Origin of the sequence: Streptomyces sp. NPDC048417 (assembly GCF_040651615.1) — a bacterium.
Classification (GTDB): domain Bacteria; phylum Actinomycetota; class Actinomycetes; order Streptomycetales; family Streptomycetaceae; genus Streptomyces.
On the sequence record NZ_JBEZKI010000004.1, the window covers coordinates 223,482 to 248,907 of the forward strand.

Genomic DNA, 25,426 nt, shown 5'->3' on the forward strand with positions numbered 1-25,426 from the left:
GGGCGGACGCGGTCACGAGGCCGATTCCTGGGTGCTTTGGGTGCTGGCGCGGGTGGGGAAGGCCAGGTGCACCAGGGTGATCGGCCGTGAGCCTTCGGGGCGCTTGCTCTCGTCGTCGAGCCGATCCAAGTACGGCTGCACCAGGTCCTGGATCCTCCCGCCCAGCTCGCCCAGCTCAGCTGCCGTCAGGTGCAGCACCGTGTCACCGAACTGCGCGGCCTGCTGCCACTCGACCGGTTCCTGGGAGCGCGCCTGGACCCAGCGCGCGGTGAGCTCGAAGTACCGCTCGGCAATGGCCAGTTCGAGAGCTTCCGTGGCGGCGGCGGCTGCCGGGTCCTCGATGTCGGCATCCCAACTGGTGAACATAGTGGTGGCTTGCCACGGCTTTTCCCGCCCTCGGCCGCCCCCGGCCTCCTCCACCAGTCCGTACTTCGCAAGCTGGCGAAGGTGGAAGGAGCAACTGGCGACGCTCTCACCGGTGGCTTCGGCGGCCTGGGTGGCAGTCATTGGACCGTCCCGGCGCAACAGCCCTACCAGCGCCAGCCGCGTCGGATGAGCGTACGCACGCAGGGCGCGGGGATCGGTCAGGCGGATAGAGCGCGATGAACTCTGCTCGGGCATGTTGTAAAGCTATCTTTAGAAAGAACCCTTTACAAGGCCGCGCCGCCAAGCGCGCCTACGCCCGCCCTGGCAATCGACGCGGTCGCCCGGCACGTCGCCGCCCAGGACCCGGCCGCCGTTGCCTACGTCGTCTGTGTGGCGGTGGCGGTGCTTGGTGCGGATCACACTGGTCGACGTCGATGGTGGTGTGCCGGACTGGGGTGCGCTGGCTGCGGTGGACGAGCCTCAGCTTGCTGTTCGTGGGGGTGGGTTGTTGCTGCCGCGGTGGGTGGGGGCGAGTGGGTGTGGAGCCAGGCGGGACCTGGCACTTGGGGGTTGAGCAGAAGTGCCCATCAGCCCCGTGCCGATCACCGGTACGGAGGGCACGACTGAGGGTCCCTCCCGTTGGGCTGCCCGGACCATCGGACCCTGGACGGCCCGTCCCGTCACACGAAAGGCGGGCTGATCTGAACGCTTCCGCGTGCAGAGACAGTTGTCGGTCGGGTTCTGGTAATCCGCCTCGTCCCCGTGGTACTTGGGAGCTACCCGTACGGCTCGCTCCGCGGAGGGACGCCGTCTACGGGGGTGATGCATAGCTTCTGTGCCGGAAGCACCACAGGCCTCCGGCGTGGAAGTACCTCCTCTGCCATGCCGTTCCGCGCCCGTCCGAGCCGTCTGCGCCGCGCCCTGTTCGCGGTGCTCGTGAGGCGACACCCGGCCTCGGGCGCCCCGGACGCGTTGGCTGTCGGTGCTCGAAGGCACCGTGCCGGTGCTGTTCGTCCTGGCCCTGCTCGTCTTCGACTGGAACCGGTACTTCTACGGCTGCCAACTGGGCGCGCTCGGCATCCTCGTCGCCGTGGGCCAGTCCGTGGTGCCCCGGCCGGCGCTCCGCCGGCCGGTTCTGGGCTGGTGGTGGATGCGGACCTGCTGCAGGCGGCGCTCGTGGTGGGCTGGTTCACCGCCCCCCGGCACGGTCAGCAGCGACTTGACCGCGAACTGGTCGAGCAGCGAACTCGTCCCGCATGCATGGGTGTTGTTCCTGGTCGTGCTGAGTTCCCGGCCCCGGGTCGCCGTCGAGACACTGGCGATCAACGTCGTCACAGGTCTGCTCTTCGTCCTGGTCTGGGGTTACGAGGACTACGCCGTCCTCACCGCTCGCCCACCACATGTCGGTGATCAGTATTCGGGCCCAGGCCGCCCCGCACCTGGCCGAGAACCCCTCGGCGGAGCTCACCAGGCCCGCCAGGCGCGGATCAGGCGCCACAGCGAGCCGGTCGGCAACCGCCTCCCTGTGATACGCCGTCGCGTCGATGGCCGTCGGCAGCGCCCGCGGCTCACCGCTCACCCGGACCTCAACCGACAGAAACCCCTTCCGACCTGCTGAAATGGGCAGAAGCACGCAATGTGAGGCCGGGATGTTCCGCGGCCGGTCCGGATCTTGGTGTGCGGTGTCACGGTGGACGCGGCACTCCATGGTCCAGATTGTCGAAAACGACTCTTGACATCCACCTGGTCCAGGCCGGGGCTGTTTGCGCGAGTGGGTGCTGTGGCGACGGCAGGGGTGCCCTGCGTTCGGGGACCGCTCGGTGCGGTGGTGCGGTGGTGCGGTGGTGCGGTGGTCTATCACGCTCCCGTACCGGCGACGACCGGCGGCCGAGTTCGGATGGCTCGCGCGGCGTACGCGTTGTCGGTCAGGGGCGCATGGCAGGGGCCCGTTCGGGCGCGCTCCGGGGCGTGCTGGTGAGCGCGCACGATCGCGGAGCCGACGGTGCCGACCCGGCCATCGCGGAGCCGACGGTGCCGACCCGGTCATCGCGGAGTCGACGGTGCCGACCTGGTCGACGTCGCCCTCGGTGTCCGCTCGCGCGAGCGGAGCGGTGAAGATCCGTTCCCGTGTGCCGTCGACCACCCGCCCCCCGCGACCGCCGCGCCGTGCTCCACCGACGGGATTCCGCCGAACAGACCGTGAGTGCGGCCCACTTCGCGGCGCCGGGACGCCTCGGGGTTTGGCGGTGCCGGGAGTCCGCAGAACTCGCGTCATCGAAGGTCGCAAGGCATGTCTTGCGTCGCCGAGGCACCCGCAGGCCGCCGCCCATCCGTGGACCCCGCTTCAAATCATGAGCACAAATTCCACACAGCCCTCTCTTCAGACGGGCCCTGATGGTCTAGATTGACCGTGCTTCGCATGCTGGGACACTAGGCGACAAATGATGATCTATAGGTCCGTAGATGCAGACGGCCGATAGCCGCGTCTCTGTCGCCAGACGTGGGGGTGATCAACTCCTGGGGCCGAGAGGGGCTTCGGGTGCGGGGAGCACTCGAGGTCCTGGACGGGTTCCCGTGCACCTCGAGAGCCTGGCAGGGCAGGCAAGGCCGCTGCGGCGAGGGCGGGTTGTCCAAGTAGCGCTGAAGTAGCCGGGATGTCATACGCGGGGGGCGGGGGCCGCCCGCGGGAAGAACAGCGCGGCACGGGGAGCCGGGGGACCTCCCGGGGGCGGAAGCGTGCGGGAGGCGGGGGCCTCCCGGGGGAGGAAGCGTGCGGGGGGCGGGGGCCTCCTGGGGGAGAACCGTGTCAAGCACCATGTCGAACCACTGGGGACCGGGGGGTTTCTGTGCGGCAGGGGGGACTAGTCGACCCTTTTCCGTCGGCGCGCGGGCGTCTGGCGGACGGGGCAATCAGCAGGCCGGCGATCGAGTGGGAGCAGCGGTACCGCCGTAACGTGATCATCAGCGACACCGTGGCCACCGCCTTCGTGGTGGCGGGGATCGGCGAATTCTTCGGGGCCCGGGACGCGGCCAACTGGCACGAGAAATGGGGGATTCTCGCCTTCGGCACCGAGCTGCTGGTGCTGGCGGCGCTTGCGGTGGGCCGGTCGTGGGCTCCGGCCGTGCTCGGCCAGGGTGCCGAGGAATTCCGCCGGCTCGGGCGCTCACTGTTCGCGGCCACCGTCGTACTGGCGCTCGGCGGGATCGCCCTCACCTCGCGCAACATCAAGCTCTGGATCTTCGTCGCGATCCCCGCGATCGCGCTCGTCACCATGACCGCGCGGTATCTGCTCCGCCTCTGTCTGCACAAGCGGCGGAAGGAAGGGCGCTGCCTGAGACCGGTGCTCGCTGCCGGAAGTCCGGACACCGTGTGCGACCTGATCACCCGAACCCGCAAGTTCCCGCACATCGGCTGGCGAGTGGAGGCGGTGTGCACGACGGACGGTCGCGGGCTCGACGGTGACGAACTGGACGGAGTGCCGGTCGTCGGCCGACTGACGGACGTCGCCAAGCACGTCCGCCACGACGGCTACCGCGTCGTCGCGGTCACACCGGACCCGCACTGGACGCCGGAACGGTTACAGCGGCTGGCCTGGAACCTCGAAGGCAGCGACGCCGAGATGGTCGTGGCTCCTGTGCTGATGGAAGTGGCCGGTCCGCGGCTGCACGTCGACGCGGTGCTGGGGATCCCGCTGCTACGGGTCAGCCTGCCGACCTTCACCGGGGGCCGCCGGGCGATCAAGGGGGTCGTCGACCGAGTGGGCGCGGCGGTTCTGCTGATGGTGTTCGGACCGCTGATGGCGTTTGTCGCGCTGCTCGTGCTGGTGGACAGCCGGGGCGGGGCCTTCTACCGCCAGCGCAGGGTCGGCAAGGACGGCCGGGAGTTCACGATTCTCAAATTCCGCACCATGGTCGTCGGGGCTGACAGGGCGCGTGCCGAGCTCGCCGACCGCAACGAGGGCGCGGGGCTGCTGTTCAAGCTCCGCCGGGATCCGCGGGTGACCCGGGTGGGAGCAGCGCTGCGCCGGTACTCGATCGACGAACTCCCGCAGCTTTTCAACGTGCTCACCGGAGCGATGTCGCTCGTCGGCCCGCGGCCTCCGTTGCCGGAGGAGTGCGCCGCGTACGGCCCGGACATTCGGCGGCGGCTGCTGGTCAAGCCCGGGCTCACCGGCCTGTGGCAGATCAGCGGACGCAGTGACCTGCCGTGGGAGGAGGCGGTCCGCCTCGACCTGCGGTACGTGGAGGACTGGTCGCTCGCCCTCGACACAGTGATCTTGTGGAAGACGATGCGTGCGGTGCTCCACGGGCAGGGGGCCTACTGATGCGCGGGGGGCGTCGTCCGGTAGACGCGCGGACCGCAGGCCACCAGGGCCTGCCTGGGGGGAGGGACGTGTCATGAGAGTGAGCGTTTTCGGGCTCGGCTACGTGGGCTGCGTATCAGCCGCGTGCCTGGCCAGCATGGGGCACGAGGTCATCGGGGTGGACGTGAACCAGGTGAAGGTCGACCTGGTCAACGACGGCAAGGCCCCGGTGGTGGAGGAACGTATCGGCGAGCTCATCGCCGAGGTCGTGCGGAGCGGAGCGTTGCGCGCCACCGGCGACGTCCGTGAGGCGATCATGGGCAGCGAGGTGTCGCTGGTCTGCGTGGGTACGCCCTCGGAGCCCAACGGCAGCCTGTGCACCACGTACTTGGAGCGGGTCACGGAGCAGATCGGCGCCGCGCTGGCCGAGCGGGGCGGGCGGCAGACCGTCGTGTTCCGCAGCACCATGCTCCCGGGCACCTGCTTGAACCTGCTGGTACCGCTCCTGGAGAAGAACGTCGGTGGCACCGCCGGGGTGGACGTCGGGATCGCGGTCAACCCCGAGTTCCTGCGCGAGGGCACGAGCGTGCGGGACTTCTTCGACCCGCCCAAGACCGTCATCGGCGAGCTCGACCCGGCAAGCGGCGACGCGGTGATGGCGCTCTACGACGGCTTGCCAGGTGAGGTGTTCCGGGTGCCGATCCCGACCGCCGAGGCGATCAAGTACGCGGACAACGCGTTCCACGGCCTCAAGATCGGCTTCGCGAACGAGCTGGGCGCGGTGTGCCAGGCGCTCGGGGTGGACTCGCACCAGGTGATGGACGTGTTCCTGGCCGACCGCAAGCTGAACATCAGCCCCGCCTACCTGCGGCCCGGCTTCGCCTTCGGTGGCTCGTGCCTGCCCAAGGACCTGCGCAGCCTGGTCCACGCGGCACAGCGAGCCGACGTCTCGGTACCCATCCTCTCCCACGTACTGACCTCCAACTCCGACCATCTCCAGCGCGCGGTGGACCTGGTCGAGCGCACCGGCAAGCGCCGGGTGGGCCTGTTCGGGCTGTCCTTCAAACCCGGCACCGACGACCTCCGCGAAAGCCCCCTCGTCGAACTGGCGGAGAGGCTCTTCGGCAAGGGGTACGACATCAAGATCTACGACGCCAATGTGAGCCTCTCCCGGCTGATCGGCGCGAACCGCGAGTACATCGAGAGCCGGCTGCCGCACCTCGCGCAGCTGCTCGCGGACTCCGTCGACGAGGTGCTCGAACACGCCGAGGTGTGCCTGGTCGGGACCAGGGACCCGGCCGTGCTGTCGGCGCTGCCTCATGCGGACGGACCAGTGATCGTCGACCTCATCCGTCTTCCCGACGCCGAGACGCGCCGGACCGAACCGGGGTACGTGGGCCTTGCTTGGTAACGCAATCAGCGGCGACCGGTCCGACCGGCGCGCGCTGATCCTGGTGGAGAACCTGTCGGTGCCGTTCGACCGGCGGGTGTGGCAGGAGTGCACGACGCTCCGCGACGCGGGCTGGACGGTGCACGTCATCTGCCCGCAGGGGAGCAAGCGCGACACGGAGCCGGAGGCGGAGATCGACGGGGTGCGGATCCACCGCTACCCGTTGCGCGCGGCCACCGGAGGGCCGGCCGGCTACCTGAAGGAGTACGGATCGGCGCTCTGGCACACGGCCCGGCTGGCCCGCAAGGTCGGCCCGGTCGACGTGGTCCACGCCTGCAACCCGCCCGACCTGCTGTTCCTGCCGGCACTGTGGCTGAAGCGGCGCGGCGCACGGTTCGTCTTCGACCAGCACGACCTGGTACCCGAGCTGTACCTCTCCCGGTTCGACCGCGGAAAGGACCTGCTCTACCGCGCCGTGTGCGCGCTGGAACGGCGGACCTACCGGGCCGCGGACGTCGTCCTCGCCACGAACGAGAGCTACCGGGACGTCGCGGTACGCCGTGGCGGCCGGCGGCCGGAGGACGTCTTCGTGGTGCGCAGCGCGCCCGCGATCGAACGGTTCCAACCGGTGCCGCCGGAGGAGGAGTTGAAGCGCGGCAAGCCTCATCTGCTGTGCTACCTCGGCGTCATGGGCCCTCAGGACGGCGTCGACTACGCCCTGCGGGCCCTCGCGAAGCTCCGCGACGAGCTCGGGCGGACCGACTGGCACGCGGTGTTCGTCGGCTCCGGCGACGCCTTCGACGCGATGGTGGAGTTGTCCCGGCGGCTCGGTCTCTCCGAGCAGGTGCAGTTCACCGGGCGCATTCCGGACGCCGACCTGGTGCGCTACCTGTCCACCGCGGACGTCTGCCTCTCCCCCGACCCGCGCAATCCGCTCAACGACGTGTCGACGATGAACAAGGTCCTCGAGTACATGGCGATGGGCCGGCCGATCGTCTCGTTCGACCTGAAGGAGGCGCGCGTCTCCGCCGGAGAGGCCGCCGTCTACGCGCCAGCCAACGACGAGGCCGAGTTCGCCGAGCTCATCGCCCTGCTCCTGGACGATCCGGAGAAGCGGGCCCGGATGGGCAAGATCGGCCAGGAGCGGGTCAGCGGGCCGCTCTCCTGGCGGAACTCGCAAGCGTCGCTGCTCGCCGCCTACGCCGCCGCCTGCCGTGACCACACTCCGGTGCCGGCGGCCGATCCGGTACGAACAGGGAAGAGGCAGCGCAGTTGAGCGAGGAATCGATACGTCTGGTCACCATCGGGCGGATATTCCGTCGGCGCTGGCGGCTTCTCGCCGTCTTCGCCGTCGTGGGCGCGCTCGTCGGCTACGGCGCCTCGGTGGTGTTTCCGCCGCGGTACACGACGACGGCGTCGGTCCTGCTTCCGGGGCAGTGGGAAGAGCGCGAGCTGCTGACCCAGGTCGACATAGCGACCAGTTCGACGGTGGTCGACCGCGCGGCCGCCACGCTCCGCTGGAGGGGCGTGAGCGGTGCCGAGCTGCGGGACCGCGTGACCGCCCAGGCCACCGACGGGAACATCATCAAGATCTCCGGTACGGCCGACACCCCGAAGCGCGCGCAGCAGCTGTCCGACCAAGTGGCCGGCCAGTTCGTCAAGTTCGCCGCGCGGATCGTGGGCGGCGGCACCGACTCCGCGGCTGCCACGGAGGCCGAGGCGCTGCGCAAGCAGGTCGAGGAGACCAACCGCCGCATCACCGACCTGGCCGACGCGGCCGATCCGGGGCAGACCGTGGAAGGCGTGCAGGCCCGGACAGAGCTGGAGAAGCTGAGCACCTCGCTGGAGGAGGCCATGACGAAGCTGGACGAGGCCGACCCGGCGACCAACAAGGCCGGCATGGTCGTCATGGGGCCGGCGGCCCGGCCGACCGGCGAGGCGCCGCCGACGAGGGTGCAACTCGTCGGCGCGGGAGCGCTGCTGTCCTTCCTGCTCGCGATCATCGGCCATCTCGCCGCCGCACGGATGAACCGCCGACTGCGCACCGAACCGGAGATCGCCGCGGCGCTGGGCTCGGCGCTGCTGGGCACCGTCGACGTGCCCGGTGACCGGCGCGGCGCGCACCGGCCGGAAGGCAGTGGCCGACGGAGCTGGATCCGCCGAATCCTCGGCGTCGACACCCGCTGGGACCTGCCGACCCCGCAGCGGTCCGACGACGAGGCCGGCCGCCGGATCCGCTACCGGCGGGTGTGCGCCCGTCTCCGGGACCAACTGCCCGCCCCCCGGCGGCTGCTGGTGGTCGTACCGGACGGCGACGAGATCGCCCGCCGGGCCGCAGGGCAACTCGCCGCCGAGGCCGGGAGCGATCCGCAACTGCGGATGGTGGAGGTCTCGGTGGACCGGCCGATCGTGCCGGACCGCGACACCGAGTCGGGTGCCCTGGTCGTCCTCAGCGCGGGCAGCTGGACCGCGGAGGAACTCACCGGCATCGCCGAGTCATGTGCGGACGGCGGGCATGAGGTCCTCGGCATCGTCGTCGCCGACACGGTCCGCGCCCGTGAGACGCGGTCCGCCGCCCCTCCTCCGGATGACGCCACGCTCGCGTTCGCGGTCCCCGGCCATGCGGCGGGAGGTTCAGCGTGACGACGAGCACGACTGCGGAGTCGCCGGCCGCCACTCCGCTTCTCGACCTGCAGGCGCTGGTGGTGGCGGTGCGCAGGCGCCGCCGCCTCTGGTACGCCATGGCGCTCCTCGGCCTGCTGGCCGGCGCCGCGCTGGCGGTCCTGATGCCGCCGTCGCCGACCGCGGTGACCGAAGTGCTGGTCGCGCACGCGGAGGACCAGCCGAACGACACCGGAACGCTGATCCGCACCGACGTCCAGCTGCTGCAGACCACGCAGATCGCCGGCAAGGCCCTGCAGTCCCTCAAGTCCCCGGAGAAACCCGAGGACTTCATGCAGGACTACCGAGGTACCGGGCTGACCAACAACCTGCTCCAGATCACCGTGACAGGAGACAGCGACGCACAGGCGGTGGCCCGCGCCAAGGCGCTGGCCGACGCGTTCGTCACGGACCATGTGCAGCGGATGCAGAACACCGCGCAGGCCGAAGCCCAGGCCCTGCTCGACCAGCGTGACCGCATGCGGGACGAGCTCGCCCAGGTCAACAAGGAGATCGGAGGCCAGACGGCGGACAGCGACCCGAAAGCGTCGGCGAGCCTCGAGTCGCTCTTCGCCCGCCGCGCCGAACTCGACTCGCGCATCTCCGATTTCGACGAGCGCGCCGCGGACGCGCGGACCGGCACACCCCAGGTCGTCGCCGGCACGCAGATCGTGGACGCCCCGCGCGCGCTGCGGCACTCCCTGCCCAAGGCCGTGGTCACCGACGCCGCGATCGGGCTCGTCCTCGGGCTCGTCCTCGGGCTCGCGCTGGCCGCGGTCGGCACGGTGGTGGCGGACCGCCCCGTGCTGCGCCGGGACATCGCTGCGAATCTGGGCGCCTCGGTCATCGCGGAGCTGCCCCGCCGGTCGGGCGGGCCATGGCAGCGCCGACGCACCCGGTTGACCCGCGAACGGCTCACCGCGACCCTGGCCCGCACCACGCGCGGTTCCGCGGAACCGGTGTCGCTGCTGGAACTGGGCTGTGCGCGCAGCGCCGGCGCGGTCGCTCTGGACCTCGCCAGGGCCATGTCGGCGGAGGGGCCGGTGACCGTCATCGACGGTCTGCCCCGCCCGCGGCTCGCAGGCCGCCGCCAGAAGCCGGGAGACCCGACCGTGGTCGGCGGCGAGCGTGCCGCGACCGTGCCGCCTCAGGAGCGCCGGATCGGCGTCGGCTCGGTGGCGCCCGGCACGGCGTGGACCGACCTCCAGTACCTCGGTAGCCGGACCGTGCTCGTGGTGCGTGCCGGACACGGCAGCGCCGCATGGCTGCACACCGTGGCGCGGCAGCTCGCGGACCAGCGCATTCCGGTGATCGGTGTGGTGCTGATCGACCCCGATCCGCGTGACCGGACCGACGGCACCCTGTGGGACGGGCTGCACACCGCGCTGCGCGGCCGGAGCGAACGGCCGGCCCGGCAGACGGGTGGGGGTACCTCGCACGCCGTTCAGGCAGTGGGGGAGGGCCAGCGGCGGACAGAGCGCCAGCCGGTGTGGGCCGCCCGGGGCCCGGACAGCGACCAGGAGGTGCGGTAGGACATGTGTGGCATCGCGGGCACTTACCGATGGCCGGACGGAAAGGTCGTGACCGACCGGCTCACCGACACCCTCGCCCACCGCGGTCCGGACGGAGCGGGCCGGTACAGCCACCCCGTGGGGGACGGCGAAGTGCACCTCGGGCACCGCCGGCTGGCCATCATCGACCTGTCCGAGACCGGCGCCCAGCCGATGGTCTCGGACGGCCTCGTCCTGACGTACAACGGCGAGCTGTACAACGCGCCCGAGCTGCGTGCCGAGCTGGCGGCCACCGGGGTGCGCTTTCGCGGTACCTCCGACACCGAGGTACTCCTGGAGGCCTGGCGGCGCTGGGGCACGGACTGCCTGCCCCGGCTGCGCGGCATGTTCGCGTTCGGCGTCTTCGACGAGCGCACCGGTGACCTGGTGCTCGCCCGCGACCAGCTCGGCATCAAGCCGCTGTTCCTGCTCCGGCGCGGCGCGGGCCTGATGTTCGCCTCCGAGCTCAAGGCGCTCGCCGGCGCGACCGGTCGGCCGCTGGAGGTGGACCAGGCGGCGCTGGTGGCCTCGCTGCTGTACTACTGGGTGCCGGACTCACGGTGCGCGTTCCGCGAAGCGGAGAAGCTGCCCCCGGGGAGCTGGCTGAGGTGCCGGCCCGACGGCCGGGTGGAGCGCGGCCGGTTCTGGAACCTGAAGGACGTCGCCGCCGAGGGCCGGGAGCGGGCCCTGGCCGGCGAGCAGCCGGACCTGGCCGCCGTCGTCGAGGAGTCGACCCGGCGCCACCTGCTCTCCGACGTACCCGTGGCGACCTTCCTCTCCGGCGGCCTCGACTCCAGCTACCTGACCGCGCTGGCGGCCCGCCACCAACCGGGGATCTCCGCCTACACGATCGGATTCCGCGCCGAGGACGCCAAGTTCGAGGCGATGCCGGACGACCTGCGCTACGCCCGGCAGGTCGCCGAGCGGTTCGGCGTCGACCTGCACGAGATCGAGATCGCGCCGAACGTGCTCGACCTGCTGCCGCGGATGACGTACCACCTGGACGAGCCGATCGGCGACCCCGCCGCGATCAACACCTACCTGATCTGCTCGGCCGCACGAGAGGCCGGGGTGAAGGTGATGCTCTCGGGGATGGGCGCGGACGAGCTGTTCGCCGGTTACCGCAAGCACCTGGCCAACCTGATCGCGCTGCGCTACCAGCGCGTCCCGCGGCCGCTGCGGCGCGGGGTGTCCGCGGCCGTGGACCGGCTGCCGGTCGCAACGAGCCGCCGCGGGTACCGGTCGGTGCGCTTCGCGAAGCGGTTCCTCTCCTTCGCCGGTCTGCCGGAGGAGACCGCCTTCCGGCGCAGCTACACCATGTACGACCAGGACGAGTTGCTCGCCCTCGTCGACCCGGATCTGGCCGCGACGGTCGAGGACGTGCTGACCGAGCACGCGGACGTCTACCAGGACAACGACCTCGACGACTTCGTCAACCGCATGTGCCTCACCGACGCCCGGATGTTCCTGCCGGGCCTGAACCTCACGTACACGGACCGCTCCAGCATGGCCGCCTCGACCGAGGTACGCGTGCCGTACGTGGACGTCGAGGTGGTCAGGGCGGCGTTCGCCGTGCCCGGCGATCGCAAGATCGTCGGACGGCAGGGCAAGGTCGTCCTCAAGGAGGCGGCCACCTCGATCCTGCCCCGGGAGATCGTGTACCGGCCCAAGGGCCTGTTCAGCGCCCCGCTGCGGGCCTGGATGAGCCGGGACCTGGCACCGCTGGTGCGCGAGGTGGTCGACGACGGCGTGCTCGTCAACTCCGGACTCCTGCGCCGCGACGCGCTGGCGCGCATGGTCGCCGAGGACGCCTCCGGACAGCGGGACTTCTCCAAGCATCTGTGGCACGTACTGACCCTCGAGTACTGGTATCGCGACGCGACCTCCGGGTCCGGCCAGAGCACTCGGTTGACGGCTTAGGAATCAGGAGTTCGGGTGAAGCAGGTCGTACAGAACTACAAGAGCGGCGAGCTGGCGGTGCTCGACGTACCAGTGCCGGGGTGCAAGCCGGGCGGTGTGCTGGTCCGCAGCGCCTACTCGCTGATCTCCACCGGGACCGAACTCATGAAGGTGTCCGAGGCCGGCATGTCGATGGTGGGCAAGGCCCGCTCCCGGCCGGACCAGGTGGCCAAGGTCATGCAGAGCGTGGCCACCAACGGGGTGCCCGCCACCTACCGCAAGGTGATGGGCAAGCTGGACTCCTACACGCCGCTGGGCTACTCGCTGTGCGGGGTGGTCGAGCAGGTCGGCACCGGCATCGGCGATGTGAAGGTCGGCGACCTCGTGGCCTGCGCCGGCAACGAGCACGCGCTGCACGCCGAACTGAACTGGGTGCCGAAGAACCTCTACACCCCGGTGCCGGACGGCCTCGCGCCACGCCACGCCGCCTTCGGCACCGTCGGGTCGATCGCGATGCAGGGCGTCCGCCGCGGCGAGCCGCAGCTCGGCGAGGTGGCCCTGGTCATCGGCCTCGGCCTGATCGGTCAGCTGGTGGTCCAGCTCCTTGGCGCCTGCGGAGTCCTCGTCGTCGGCGTCGACCCCGACCCGACGCGCTGCGAACTCGCCGCGCGCCTGGGCGCCGCGTCCTGCGGCGACCCCGCGTCCGCGGCCGTGGAAGCCGCCGTCGCCGAACTCACCGACGGGCACGGTGTGGACCAGGTGTACCTGGCCGCCGGCGGCGGCAGCAACCAGCCCGTCGAGCTGGCCGCCCGGCTCTGCCGGGACCGCGGCCGGGTCGTCGACATCGGCAAGTGCCGCCTGGACCTGCCGTGGAACGCGTACTACGAGAAGGAACTCGACGTCCGGTTCTCCCGCAGTTACGGCCCCGGGCGCTACGACCCGGAGTACGAACTGGAGGGACGCGACTACCCGATCGGCTACGTGCGCTGGACCGAGCGCCGTAACCTCGCGTGCTTCCTCGACCTGGTCGCCCGCGGCAGCGTCGACGTGGAGCCCCTGGTCTCCCACGTCGCCGACTTCGACGACGCGGTCGAGACGTACCAGCGCCTGAAGGACGGCGACCTGAAGGCCGTGGCCGTGCTGTTCCGGTACCCCGAAAAGGCGGCGGAAGGCGAGGCGGAGGCCCCGTCGGTGGCCGTGCCCGCGGTGCAGCGAACCGGCGGCGCAGTGTCCACGCCGGCCCGGTCGGCCACGACGCCGGTGCGCCTCGCGTTCGTAGGCGCGGGAAACTACGCGACGTCGATGCTGCTGCCGCACCTGGCACAGCGCGACGGCGTCGAGCTGTCGACCGTCGTCACCACGACGGCGCTCTCCGCGGCCAACGCGCAGCGGAAGTTCGGCTTCGCCGAGGCGACCACCGATCTCGACGCCGTGCTCGGCGACAAGTCCATCGACGCGGTGTTCGTCGTCACCCGGCACAGCTCGCACGCCGAACTGACCCGCAAGGCGCTGCTGGCCGGCAAGACGGTGTTCGTGGAGAAGCCCCTGGCCCTCACCGAGGACGAACTGGCCGGCGTACTCGCGGCGGTGGAGGAGTCCGGCAACGACCGGGTGCAGGTGGGCTTCAACCGCCGGTTCGCGCCGCTGCTGACGGAGGCCAGAGAGCGGTTCGGCACCCGGACCGGTCCGGCGAGCCTGCGCTACCTGGTCAACGCCGGCCGACTCCAGCACGGCAGCTGGTATCTCCAACAGGGCACCGAGGGCTCGCGGTTCGCGGGCGAGGGCGGCCACTTCATCGACACGGCGAGCTGGCTGCTCGAGGCAGACCCGGTCTCCGTCTACGCGGTCGCCACGTCCGGCAACGACGACCTCCAGGTCGTGCTGCGCTACCCGGACGGGTCCACGGCCACCATCAGCTACGTCACCACCGGCGCGCCCGGCTTCCCCAAGGAGACGCTGGACCTGGTCGCGGACGGCAAGGTGCTGCGGCTCGATGACTTCGTCCGTGCCTCGGTGTACGACCGCAAGCGGTGGGTCAGTTCGCGGCTGCCCAAGGCCCGGGACAAGGGCCAGAACGCCGAACTGGCCGCGTTCGTCAAGGCGGTTCGGACCGGCGGGCCGATGCCGGTGCCGCTGGAGTCGCTGGTCGCCACCACGGCGGCCACCCTCGCCGTGCGGACCGGCCTGGCCGGCGGTGTGCCGGTGGAGTTGGCGAGGACGCGATGACTGTGAGCTCGGGGAGCGCGGGCTGGTACCTGCGGCGGCTGTCCCGGATGGGGCCGGGGGAGGTCGCGGGCCGGGTGGGCGACACGGTGCGCAGACGGCGGTGGCGGTCCGCCCGGCCGGACTGCCCGAGCGTGACCGGCGCCCGGTTCACGGCGGTACTGCCCGCCGGGACGATCGCCGCCGTGCCACCGGACGCCGCGAAGCGTCTCGTCGCCGAGGCCGACCGGCTGATGTACGGGCACGTCGAGTACTTCGGGGTGGTCCGCGACGACCTCACCGACCCGGACTGGTGGTGCGACCCGAAGACCGGGCGCCGGGCTCCGTGGGGCTACGCCTTCGACGTGCCGTACCGGAACGAGGACGCGGTCGGGGACATCAAGCAGATCTGGGAGCTGTCCCGGCACCAGTACCTCACCGTCCTCGCCGCCGCCTACGCGATCACCGGGAACGAGCGGTACGCCGAGCGCGTGGCCGAGCATCTGCGGTCGTGGTGGGCGGCCAACCCCCCGCTGCGGGGCGTGCACTGGATCAGCGGCATCGAGCTGGGTATCCGGCTGCTGTCCTGGGTGTGGATCCGCAGGCTGCTCGACGACTGGCCGGGCGCGGCCGGGCTGTTCGAGGACAACCCGGTGGCGCTGAACCAGATCTGGCACCACCAGCGCTGGCTGGCCGCCTTCCCCAGCCGAGGGTCCTCGGCGAACAACCACGTCATCGCCGAGGCCGCCGGGCAGTTCGCAGCGGCCTGCGCGTTCGGCTGGTTCCCGTCCTCGGGGCGCTGGCGGGCGGACGCGCTGCGCTCGCTGGAGCGGCACCTGCGCAGCAACACCTTCGCCTCCGGCCTCAACCGCGAGCTGGCCACCGAGTATCACGGACTCGTCCTGGAACTCGGCCTGGCCGCGGTGGCCGAGGCGGATGCCGCAGGCGTGCCGGTCCCGCCGTCCGTCCGGCTGGTGCTGCTGCGGATGACCGACGCGCTCGCGGCCGTCGTGGACAATCGGATGCGGCCGCCGCGCCAGGGGGACGCGGACGACGGGCACGGCCTGGTCGTGGACGGCACGGGCACCGACCGCTGGGCCTCGCTCCTTGCCACCGGCGAGGCCGTGTTCGGCCGGCTCGACTGGTGGCCGGCGGTGGCCGGTTCCGATGTGCGCACCCCGCTGCTGGCCGCGCTCATCCGGCCGTACCCGGGAAACGGCACCGCACCGGCCGTGAACCGCCCGGCTCGCAGGCCGGCCCACTTCGCCGACGCGGGGCTCACCGTCCTGCGCGGCCCGGGCGAGATCTGGTGCCGCTGCGACGGTGGTCCGCACGGCTTCCTCTCCATCGCCGCGCATGCCCACGCGGACGCGCTGTCCGTGGAGGTCCGGCACGACGGGATCGACGTGCTCGCCGACCCGGGGACGTTCTGCTACCACGGGCAGCCCGCGTGGCGGCAGTACTTCCGGTCGACCCTCGGCCACAACACGCTGCAACTGGACGGCGGTGACCAGTCCGTCTCCGGCGGCCCGTTCCTGTGGACCCGTCATGCCCGCACCCGCGTCCTGACCGCGGACACGTCCGGCGAGGGCGTGGCTCGCTGGTGTGCCGAGCACGACGGGTACCAGGGCTTGGTACATCGCCGCCGGGTGGAGCTGACGGCCGCGAGCCAGGAGTTGAAGGTGGTCGACGAGGTGCGCGGCCCGCGCCGGGCCGTGCGGCTGGCGTTCCACCTCGGCCCGGAGATCGCCGCGGACCTGGTGGGGAACCGGGCGGTGCTCACCTGGATCCGGGACGGCGAGGGGCGTTCCGCGGTGCTCGACCTGCCCGGGCAGCTGTCCTGGCGGGCGCATCGCGGCGAGACCGACCCGCCGCTGGGCTGGTACTCCGCGGGATTCGGGTGCAAGGAACCCACCACAACGCTGGTCGGCACCGGCACCGGCACCGGCACCGGCACCGCCGACGGCGCTGGCGGGTTCATCACCGTGCTCAGGTTCGGCGGCTAGGGGGCACGTGGTGATCAAGAGGCGGCACTGGGCGTTGGCGGCGGCACCGCTGGCGCTGGCCCTGCTGACGGCGACCGGCTGTGAGAGCTCGCCGGGCGCCCCGGGGGCGGAGCCGACCGCCGCGCCGTCCACGTCCACGTCCGCGGCCCGATCCGTGGCCCGGGTGTGCGCCAACCCCGCGGCCGGGCCGGCGAAGGCGCCGGCGGGCGCGGTGACGGTCGACCCCGCGGTGATCGGTGACCTGGCGTCGAAGACCAAGAACAGCCCTGCGAACACCACGTTCTGGCTGCGACCGGGCAAGCACAGGCTCGACCCGGACCGCTACGCGCAGGTCATCCCCAAGAAGGGGGACCGCTACCTCGGTGCGCCGGGCGCGGTGCTCGACGGCGGGAAGAAGAACCAGTACGCGTTCGCGGGTACCGCCCGCGACGTCACCATCCGCTACCTGACCGTGCAGCATTTCGTCGCACCGCAGAACGAGGGCGTGGTCAACCACGACTCGGCCGACGGGTGGGTGATCGAGCACGCGACGATCCAGGACAACTCCGGGGCCGGGCTGATGGCCGGTGCCCACCAGCAGGTCCGCGCCAGCTGCCTGCGCGACAACGGACAGTACGGAATGAACGCGTACAAGGGCGGCGGCGGTATCAGCGACCTGGTGGTCGAGGACAACGAGATCGTGGGCAACAACACCGACGACTGGGAGCGGCGGCAGCAGGGCTGCGGCTGCACCGGAGGCATCAAGTTCTGGGCCGTCGACGGCGCCGACGTACGCGGCAACTGGGTGCACGACAACCGCGGAACAGGGTTGTGGGCGGACACCGACAACAACGACTTCCTCATCGAGAACAACGTGCTCGAGGCCAACGACGGTGCCGCGCTGATCTACGAGACCAGCTACAACGCGATCATCCGGAGCAACACGATCCGGCGGAACAACTGGGTCGAGGGCCGCAGGTACGCCGACCGCGGCGACAACTTCCCGTACGGGACCGTCTACCTGTCCGAGTCCGGCGGCGAACCACGGATCCGGGCCCGCACCGACAGGATCAAGATCTACCGGAACGTGCTGCAGAACAACTGGTCCGGTATCACCCTGTGGGAGAACGCCGACCGGTTCTGCAACAGTCCGGCCAACACCTCGTCCGGTGACTGCACGCTGCTGGTGAAGAACGCCGACCGCTGCGCGAGGCCGGCGATCGCCAAGGCGCCGCTCTACGCCGACTGCCGGTGGAAGACCCAGCGCGTGGACATCCACGACAACCGCTTCGTGCTCGACGAGTCCGTGGTCGAGTGCACGGAGATGTGCGACCGCATGGCGGTGCTGTCCAACTACGGGACCTATCCGGCCTGGTCGCCGTACAAGGGCGAGAAGGTGGCCGAGGCGATCACCCACAAGCAGGACAACCGCTGGCACGACAACGTCTACGTCGGGCCGTGGAAGTTCGTCGCCTACGACCCGAGCCGGGTGCTCGACTTCGGGGAGTGGCAGGGCGCGGGTTACCGGCAGGACGCGGGCAGCGCCCTCGACCCACGGGCCGGTGGTTGAGATGGAATCGCGGATGAACAGGCAGACGGACACGCAGTCCGGCGCCGAACCGGGCGCCGCCGGTACACCGAGGGTCGTCGGGGTCGTCTGGGGGCTGCTGGTCCTCAACACGCTCGGCTCCGCCGGGGCGAAGACCATCGTCCCGCTGCCCCGCTCCCTCATCCAGATGGTCACCATGGGCGCGCTGGTCGCCGCGTTCGCGCTGGCGCTCGCGGTCAATCTGCGGCTGCGCATCCGAGCCAGCGCCTACCTGCTCCTGCTCACTCTGCTGCTGGTAACGAGCGTGATCTCCAGCGCGAACCTGGAGTCCGGGTTCGGCGCACTGTTCCGCTGCTTCCGGCTGGCTCTCTTCATCGGCACCCTGTGGCTGCTCAGCCGCTGGTGGGACGGCAGTCTGACGTTCGTCCGGTACCACATCCGGGCGTACTTCGCGGTGCTCGGATCGGTGGCCGCCGGCCTCGTCGTCTCACCGGGCGCGGCCCTGCCCGACCTGTACGGCGGACGCCTGGTCGGCGCTCTGTGGCCGCTCACCCCGCCGCAGATCGGGCAGTACGCAGCGGTGATCATCGGGCTCACCGTGCTGCTCGTACTGGGCCGCCGGACCGACCGGACCAGCGCCGTGGTGATCATCGTGCCGTCCCTCGTGCTGCTCGCGCTGACCCATACCCGGACGGCCACGCTCGGCCTGCTCATCGGGCTGGCGCTGGCGATCGGCTCGCTCATCCTGACCAGCGCGGCCGCCCGCCGGTCCTTCACCTGGGCGGTGCTGTGCGCCGTGGTGGCCGCGGTGGGGTTCGCCTCCGCTCTGCAGACGTGGTTCCTGCGCGGACAGAGCAAGGAGAACTTCTCCAGCCTCACCGGCCGGGCCAAGGTCTGGGACGCCCTGCTTGGCGCGCCCCGGTCGACCTCGGAGCAGTGGCTCGGCGTGGGCCTGGGCGACAAGTCGTTCGGCGGGCTGCCGATCGACAACAGCTGGCTGGCCGTCTACAACGAACAGGGTCTGAGCGGCGTCACCCTCGTCGCGGCGATCATCATCGTGCTGGGCGCCGTCGCGTTGCTGCGGCCACCGTCGCTGCAGAGGGCCTGCGCGATCTTCCTGATCAGCTACTGCGCGATCGCCTCGTACACCGAGGCCGGTCTCGGCGACGCCTCGCCGTATCTGCTGCATCTGGCCCTGGCCGCCGCACTGCTGGCCGCACCCACCGCGACGACACCCCTCTCGACGCCCGAACCCGCCAGACGATCGGAGGTGACCTGACCATGCACGTCCTCGTGGTGCACAACCGCTATGCCTCCGCGCAGCCGAGCGGCGAGAACAAGGTCGTCGACCAGGAGGTGGAGCTGCTGCGCGCGGCCGGCCACCGGGTCGACGTGTTCGAGCGGCGCAGCGACGACATCGCCGTCCGGTCCCTCCTCGGCAAGGTCGCGGTGCCGCTCCTGGTGCCGTGGAACCCGGCGGTCCGCACGGAACTCGCGGCCCGGCTGCGCGCCGAGCGACCGGACGTGGTGCATGTCCACAACGTCTTCCCGCTCCTGTCGCCCGCGGTCCTGGCCGCGTGCGCCGACGCCGGGGTGCCCGCCGTCGCCACGCTGCACAACTACACCCAGGTCTGCCCGCCCGGCACGCTGCAGCGGGACGGCCGACCGTGCACCGAGTGCGTCGGCTCCGCACCACTGCCCGCCGTCCGGCACGGGTGCTACCGCAACTCCCGCCTCGCGACGGTGCCGCTCGCGGTCAGCCTGTCGGTCAACCGGCGGCGGTGGTGGTCCGGCGTGGAGCGGTTCTTCTGCATCTCCGCGGCGCAGCGCGACGTCCTGGTGCGGTCCGGCATGCCGGCCGAGCGGCTCACGGTGAAGAACAACTTCGTGCCCGACCCCGGCACGTGCCGGGACGGCGAGGGAGAGCACCTGCTCTACCTGGGCAGGCTCGCGGAGGCCAAGGGCGTACGGCTGCTCATGGCCGCGTGGGACGAGATCACGGCGAGCGGCGGTGTGGGCGTGCCGCTCGTGATCGCCGGCACCGGACCGCTGGAGCCGGAGGTGACCGCCTGGGCGGCGGGCCGGGACGACGTGCGCTACGTCGGCCTGCTGGACACGGCGGAGTGCCGGAAGGCCATCGAGCGGTCGGTCGCGGTGGTGGCTCCCTCGACGTGGCTGGAGGCGTTCGGCCTGGTGGTCGTCGAGGCGATGGCGGCCGGGGTCCCGACCGTCGCCGCCGGCCACGGCGCCTTCGTCGAACTTGTCGAGGACGGTGTCACCGGGCTGCTGCACGAGCCTGGCGAGGCGGGCTCGCTCGCGTCCCGCATACGCCGGATCGCGGCCGAACCCGACCGCAACCGGGAGATGGGCCAGGCGGCCCGCCGCCGCTACGAGCAGGGATTCAGCCCGGCCGTCGGCCTGGAGCGCCTGCTGGAGGAGTACCGCACCGCGATCGCGGGACGGTCGGCACAGGCTCGCGGCGGGGACACCCGCGCGAGCAGGGGGGATGGGGACAGCACATGACACGATGCCGACTCTGCGGCTCGGAAGCGATGGCGAGCGTCGTCGACCTGGGGGCGACGCCGCCGTGTGAGAGCTTTCTCGCCGCGGACCAACTGGATCAGCCGGAGCCGGCGTACCCGCTGCACCTGCGGGTCTGCGCCGACTGCTGGCTCGCGCAGATCCCGCCGCTGATCACGCCGGAGGAGACGTTCAAGGAGTACGCGTACTTCTCCTCCTACTCGACCTCCTGGGTGGAGCACGCGCGCGCCTTCGTCGCCGACGCCGTCGAGCGGCTGCCGCTCGGCCCCGAGGCCTTCGTGGTCGAGGTGGCGAGCAACGACGGGTACCTGCTCAGGCACGTGGTGGACCAGGGGATCCGCTGCCTCGGCATCGAGCCGTCGGTGAACGTCGGCGCCACGGCACGGGAGGCGGGCGTGCCCACGCTCACGGAGTTCCTCTCCCCGGAGACCGGCACCGCGGTCCGCGAGGAGCACGGCCCGGCGGACCTGGTCGTGGCCAACAACGTGTACGCGCACATCCCCGACGTGGTCGGCTTCACCCAGGGGTTGCGCGCCCTGGTCGCCGACGACGGCTGGGTCTCCATCGAGGTGCAGCACCTGCTGACCCTGATCGAGGAGAACCAGTACGACACGATCTACCACGAGCACTTCCAGTACTACACGGTCGCTTCCGCGATCCGGGCCCTGGCGAGCGGCGGACTCGCGCTCGTGGACGTCGAGTTGCTGCCCACGCACGGCGGCTCCATCCGGCTGTGGGCCCGTCCGGCCGAGGCGACCGGCGAGCCGACGCGGCGGGTGGCCGACGTACTGGACCGGGAGAAGGCCGCCGGACTCCAGGAGCTGTCCGGGTACGCCGAGTTCTCCGCCCGGGTGGCCAAAGTACGCCGGGACCTGCTCCGGTTCCTCATCGAGGCGGCAGAGCGCGGTGAGACGGTCGTCGGCTACGGCGCCCCGGGCAAGGGCAACACCCTGCTCAACCACTGCGGCATCCGCCCCGACCTGCTTGCCTACACCGTCGACCGCAACCCGTACAAGCACGGCAGGTTCACCCCGGGGACCCGCATCCCCGTCCTGGCGCCGGAGCAGATAGCCGCCGACAAGCCGGACTACGTCCTCGTCCTCCCGTGGAACCTGCGGGCCGAGCTCGTCGAGCAACTGTCCTTCGTGCACGAGTGGGGCGGCCGGCTCGTCTTTCCCATCCCGGAACTGAGCATTGTCGAGGGCGTCTTGAAAGAGGTCACAGCATGAAGGTCGTCCTGTTCTGCGGCGGTTACGGGATGCGGATGCGCAACGGAACCTCCGACGACGTGCCCAAACCCATGGCGATGGTCGGCCCGCGACCGCTGATCTGGCATGTCATGCGCTACTACGCGTACTTCGGGCACACGGAGTTCATCCTGTGCCTCGGGTACGGGGCCCACCACATCAAGGACTTCTTCCTCAACTACGAGGAGACGACGTCCAACGACTTCGTCCTGCGGGGCGGGAAGACCGAGCTGCTCTCCACCGACATCGCCGACTGGACGATCACGTTCGCGCAGACCGGCATCGAGTCACCGATCGGGGAGCGGCTGCGCCGGGTGCGGCACCACCTGGACGGCGACGAGATGTTCCTCGCCAACTACGCCGACGTGCTCACCGACGCCCCGCTGCCGGAGATGATCGACCGGTTCGCCGCGCGCGACGCCGGGGCGTCGATGATGGTGGTGCCGCCGCAGTCGTCGTTCCACTGTGTGGAGCTGGGCGAGGACGGCCTGGTGGGAGGCATCACCGCGGTGAGCGAACTGCCGCTGTGGGAGAACGGCGGCTACTTCGTGCTCCGCCAGGAGGTCTTCGACCACATACCGGAGAACGGGGACCTGGTCGCCGACGGATGCGCCCAACTGGCCAAGCAGGGGCGGCTGGTGGCCCATCAGCACCGCGGCTTCTGGAAGCCGACCGACACCGTGAAGGAGCGGGCCGCGCTCGACGAGGCCTACACCCGGGGCGACCGCCCGTGGGCCGTGTGGGAACGGGACGTCGCGGGGGTGCGTGCGTGATCCGGCTCGGGGCCGGTCGTCTTGACCGGATCGTCGCGGTGGGCGCCCACTGCGACGACATCGCCATCGGCGCCGGCGGCACGCTGCTGACGCTGTGCCAGGCGCGGCCCGGTATCCGGGTCGACGCGCTGGTGCTCTCCGGCGGCGGCAGCGAGCGCGAGCAGGAGGAGCAGGCCGCGCTCGCCGCCTTCTGCCCGGGCGCCGACCTGCGGCTGACCGTGCACAAGCTGCCGGACGGCCGACTGCCCGCGCACTGGGAGGAGGCCAAGGCCACCGTCGAGGAACTGCGTGCGCAGACCGAACCGGACCTGATCCTCGGACCGCGCACCGACGACGCCCACCAGGACCACCGCGGCCTGGCGCAGTTGCTGCCCACCGCGTTCCGTGACCACCTCGTGCTCGGCTACGAGATCGTCAAGTGGGACGGCGATCTCGGCCGTCCGGCGGCGTACCAGCCGCTGGCGCCGGAGACCGCCGAACAGAAGGTGCGGCTGCTGCAGGAGCACTACCCCTCGCAGCGGCAACGGCCCTGGTACGACCGGGAGGCCTTCCTCGGCCTCGCCCGGATCCGCGGCATCGAATGCCACGCGCGCTACGCCGAGGCGTTCGCCGTCACCAAACTCACGCTCAACCTGGGGGGTTGAACCACCTTGCGCGTACTACTGACCGGACACCAGGGCTATCTGGGCACCGTGATGGCCCCGGTCCTCAAGGCTGCCGGACACGAGGTCGTCGGCCTCGACGCCGGCCTGTTCGCCGACTGCGTCCTTGGCCCGCAGCCCGCCGACCCGCCGGGGGAGCGGGTGGACCTGCGCGACGTCACGGCCGACCACGTGGCCGGGGTGGACGCCGTGATCCACCTGGCCGCGCTCTCCAACGACCCGCTCGGCTCCCTGGCGCCGGAACTCACCTACGACATCAACCACCACGCGTCCGTACGGCTGGCCCGACTGGCCCGCGACGCCGGAGTACGGCGCTTCCTGTACGCGTCGACCTGCTCCGTCTACGGCGCCTCCGGCGACCCCGACTTGTCGAACTTGGTGGCCGAGGACGCCCCACTGCGCCCGGTGACGCCGTACGCGGAGTCGAAGGTCCGGGTGGAGGACGACCTGCACGCGCTGGCCGACGGCGACTTCACCCCGGTGTTCATGCGCAACGCCACCGCCTTCGGCTACTCGCCCCGGCTGCGCGCCGACATCGTGCTGAACAATCTGGTGGGCCACGCGCTCCTGTCCGGCGAGGTGTTGGTGCTCTCCGACGGCACCCCCTGGCGCCCGCTGGTGCACGCCGCCGACATCGCACGCGCCTTCACGGCCGCGCTGACCGCGCCGCGCGAGGCGGTGCACGACCGGGCGTTCAACATCGGCAGCGAGATCAACAACGTCACCGTCGCCGAGATCGCCGAGCAGGTCGCCGAGGCGGTGTCCGGCGCGAAGGTGGTGATCACGGGGGAGAACGGTGCCGATCCGCGGTCGTACCGGGTGGACTTCTCCCGGTTCCGCGCCGCGATTCCCGGCTTCGACTGCGAGTGGACGGTGAAGCAGGGCGCGCTCGAACTCGCCGACGCCTACCGGAATTTCGGGCTGACCCGGGAGGACTTCGAGCAGCGCTTCACCCGCCTTGCCGTGCTGCGCGCGGCGACCGACGCCGGCACCGTCGACGACACCCTGCGGTGGCGCCGATGACCAACGCCGGCGAAGAGATGTACACGCTGGTGGAGCGGATGTACCCGCTCTGCCGCAGCATCACCGGCGACGGTGTACGCGCCACCCTGGACATCGTCGGCGAGTACATCCCGCTCCAGGTGCACGAGGTGCCGACCGGGACGCAGGTGCTCGACTGGACGGTTCCGCAGGAGTGGAACATCCGGGACGCGTACATCGCCGACACCGCCGGCCGGCGGGTCGTCGACTTCGCCGCGTCCAGCCTGCACGTGCTCGGCTACAGCGTGCCGGTGTCGGCGACCATGCCGCTCGCCGAACTGCGCGCGCACCTGCACACCCTGCCGGACCACCCGAGTTGGGTGCCGTACCGCACCAGCTACTACAAGCCGGACTGGGGGTTCTGCCTGGCCCAGGAGACCCTGGACGCGCTGCCGGACGGCGAGTACGAGGTGCACATCGACTCCACCCTCGCGGACGGCCACCTCACCTACGCCGAGTACGTGGTCCCCGGACAGGTCGCCGACGAGGTCATCGTCTCCTGCCACGTCTGCCACCCGTCGCTGGCCAACGACAACCTGGCCGGCATCTCCGTGGCCACCTATCTGGCCCGGGCCCTTGCGGAGCAGCCGACGCACTACACCTACCGGTTCCTGTTCGCGCCCGGCACCATCGGGGCGATCACCTGGCTGGCCCGCAACGCGGAGCGGGTGGACCGGGTCAAGCACGGCCTCGTGCTGGCCTGCGCCGGGGACCCGGGCCACCTGACGTACAAACAGAGCAGGCGCGGCGACGCGGAGATCGACCGGGTGCTGCGGCACGTGCTGACCGCATCCGAACGCCCGCACCACATCACCGAGTTCACCCCGTACGGCTACGACGAGCGGCAGTTCTGCTCGCCCGGGTTCAATCTGGGCGTGGGCTCGCTCACCCGGACCCCGTATGCCGGCTACCCCGAGTACCACACCTCGGCGGACAACCTGGACTTCGTCTCCCCGAAGGCGATGGCGGACACCCTCGCGGTCTGCCGCGAGGCGTTCGCCGTCCTCGACCGCAACCGGCAGTACCTCAACCTCAGCCCCTACGGCGAACCGCAACTGGGCCGACGCGGGCTGTACGACGCGCTCGGCGGCCGCAGCGACACCAAGCAGGCCCAGATGGCCATGCTCTGGGTGCTCAACCTCTCCGACGGCGAGCACAGTCTGCTGGACGTCGCCGAGCGGTCCGGGCTGCCCTTCGACACCGTCGCCGCCGCGGCGGGCGCGCTGCTCGGCGCCGGGCTGATCAAGGAATGACAC

The 25,426-nt window shown here is 71.1% G+C and carries 18 protein-coding genes; 17 read left to right on the forward strand and 1 reads right to left on the reverse strand.

What is annotated here, in order from left to right:
• Window positions 1-12: 12 nt before the first annotated feature.
• Window positions 13-621, reverse strand: coding sequence for a helix-turn-helix domain-containing protein (locus tag AB0D59_RS08100; protein ID WP_362562253.1), 609 nt, complete (start codon window positions 619-621; stop codon window positions 13-15).
• Between the two features lie 727 nt (window positions 622-1,348).
• On the opposite strand from AB0D59_RS08100, the gene AB0D59_RS08105 reads away from it, so the two are divergent.
• The 17 genes from AB0D59_RS08105 to AB0D59_RS08185 all read left to right on the forward strand — a co-directional run bounded on the left by AB0D59_RS08105 (window position 1,349) and on the right by AB0D59_RS08185 (window position 25,423).
• Window positions 1,349-1,984, forward strand: coding sequence for a hypothetical protein (locus AB0D59_RS08105; RefSeq protein WP_362562255.1), 636 nt, complete (start codon window positions 1,349-1,351; stop codon window positions 1,982-1,984).
• Between the two features lie 1,228 nt (window positions 1,985-3,212).
• On the forward strand, window positions 3,213-4,691 hold the full coding sequence (locus AB0D59_RS08110) for a sugar transferase (RefSeq protein WP_362562256.1): 1,479 nt from the start codon (window positions 3,213-3,215) through the stop codon (window positions 4,689-4,691).
• Window positions 4,692-4,764: 73 nt separating this feature from the next.
• The gene (locus AB0D59_RS08115) at window positions 4,765-6,081 is read left to right on the forward strand and encodes a nucleotide sugar dehydrogenase (protein WP_362562259.1); all 1,317 of its coding nucleotides are present in this window, start codon (window positions 4,765-4,767) and stop codon (window positions 6,079-6,081) included.
• Entirely contained in the window at window positions 6,071-7,336 is a 1,266-nt protein-coding gene (locus AB0D59_RS08120; RefSeq protein ID WP_362562261.1) for a glycosyltransferase family 4 protein, read from the forward strand. The genes AB0D59_RS08115 and AB0D59_RS08120 overlap by 11 nt, the downstream gene beginning before the upstream one ends.
• Window positions 7,333-8,703 carry a Wzz/FepE/Etk N-terminal domain-containing protein gene (locus AB0D59_RS08125; protein WP_362562263.1) on the forward strand — a complete coding sequence of 457 codons (1,371 nt, stop codon included), beginning with the start codon at window positions 7,333-7,335 and terminating at the stop codon, window positions 8,701-8,703. The genes AB0D59_RS08120 and AB0D59_RS08125 overlap by 4 nt, the downstream gene beginning before the upstream one ends.
• The gene (locus AB0D59_RS08130) at window positions 8,700-10,253 is read left to right on the forward strand and encodes a Wzz/FepE/Etk N-terminal domain-containing protein (protein WP_362562265.1); all 1,554 of its coding nucleotides are present in this window, start codon (window positions 8,700-8,702) and stop codon (window positions 10,251-10,253) included. Before AB0D59_RS08125 ends, AB0D59_RS08130 begins: the two co-directional genes overlap by 4 nt.
• Window positions 10,254-10,256: 3 nt before the next feature.
• A complete protein-coding gene (gene asnB / locus AB0D59_RS08135; protein ID WP_362562268.1) occupies window positions 10,257-12,191 on the forward strand; it encodes an asparagine synthase (glutamine-hydrolyzing) in 1,935 nt (644 codons plus the stop codon).
• Between the two features lie 15 nt (window positions 12,192-12,206).
• Window positions 12,207-14,396: a bi-domain-containing oxidoreductase gene (locus AB0D59_RS08140; RefSeq protein ID WP_362562271.1), complete on the forward strand. Its 2,190-nt coding sequence runs from the start codon at window positions 12,207-12,209 to the stop codon at window positions 14,394-14,396.
• The gene (locus AB0D59_RS08145; protein ID WP_362562273.1) at window positions 14,393-16,378 is read left to right on the forward strand and encodes an alginate lyase family protein; all 1,986 of its coding nucleotides are present in this window, start codon (window positions 14,393-14,395) and stop codon (window positions 16,376-16,378) included. Before AB0D59_RS08140 ends, AB0D59_RS08145 begins: the two co-directional genes overlap by 4 nt.
• A gap of 7 nt (window positions 16,379-16,385) precedes the next feature.
• Window positions 16,386-17,927, forward strand: coding sequence for a right-handed parallel beta-helix repeat-containing protein (locus AB0D59_RS08150; protein ID WP_362562275.1), 1,542 nt, complete (start codon window positions 16,386-16,388; stop codon window positions 17,925-17,927).
• Window positions 17,928-17,940: 13 nt separating this feature from the next.
• The gene (locus tag AB0D59_RS08155) at window positions 17,941-19,185 is read left to right on the forward strand and encodes an O-antigen ligase domain-containing protein (protein WP_362562277.1); all 1,245 of its coding nucleotides are present in this window, start codon (window positions 17,941-17,943) and stop codon (window positions 19,183-19,185) included.
• A gap of 2 nt (window positions 19,186-19,187) precedes the next feature.
• Complete coding sequence (locus AB0D59_RS08160; RefSeq protein WP_362562278.1) at window positions 19,188-20,429, forward strand: glycosyltransferase; 1,242 nt, start codon at window positions 19,188-19,190, stop codon at window positions 20,427-20,429.
• The gene (locus AB0D59_RS08165) at window positions 20,426-21,676 is read left to right on the forward strand and encodes a class I SAM-dependent methyltransferase (protein ID WP_362562281.1); all 1,251 of its coding nucleotides are present in this window, start codon (window positions 20,426-20,428) and stop codon (window positions 21,674-21,676) included. The genes AB0D59_RS08160 and AB0D59_RS08165 overlap by 4 nt, the downstream gene beginning before the upstream one ends.
• Window positions 21,673-22,467, forward strand: coding sequence for a sugar phosphate nucleotidyltransferase (locus AB0D59_RS08170; RefSeq protein WP_362562283.1), 795 nt, complete (start codon window positions 21,673-21,675; stop codon window positions 22,465-22,467). The genes AB0D59_RS08165 and AB0D59_RS08170 overlap by 4 nt, the downstream gene beginning before the upstream one ends.
• Complete coding sequence (locus AB0D59_RS08175) at window positions 22,464-23,111, forward strand: PIG-L deacetylase family protein (RefSeq protein WP_362562286.1); 648 nt, start codon at window positions 22,464-22,466, stop codon at window positions 23,109-23,111. Before AB0D59_RS08170 ends, AB0D59_RS08175 begins: the two co-directional genes overlap by 4 nt.
• A 6-nt stretch (window positions 23,112-23,117) precedes the next feature.
• Window positions 23,118-24,152: an SDR family oxidoreductase gene (locus AB0D59_RS08180; protein ID WP_362562288.1), complete on the forward strand. Its 1,035-nt coding sequence runs from the start codon at window positions 23,118-23,120 to the stop codon at window positions 24,150-24,152.
• On the forward strand, window positions 24,140-25,423 hold the full coding sequence (locus AB0D59_RS08185) for a DUF4910 domain-containing protein (protein ID WP_362562289.1): 1,284 nt from the start codon (window positions 24,140-24,142) through the stop codon (window positions 25,421-25,423). Before AB0D59_RS08180 ends, AB0D59_RS08185 begins: the two co-directional genes overlap by 13 nt.
• Window positions 25,424-25,426 lie beyond the last annotated feature (3 nt).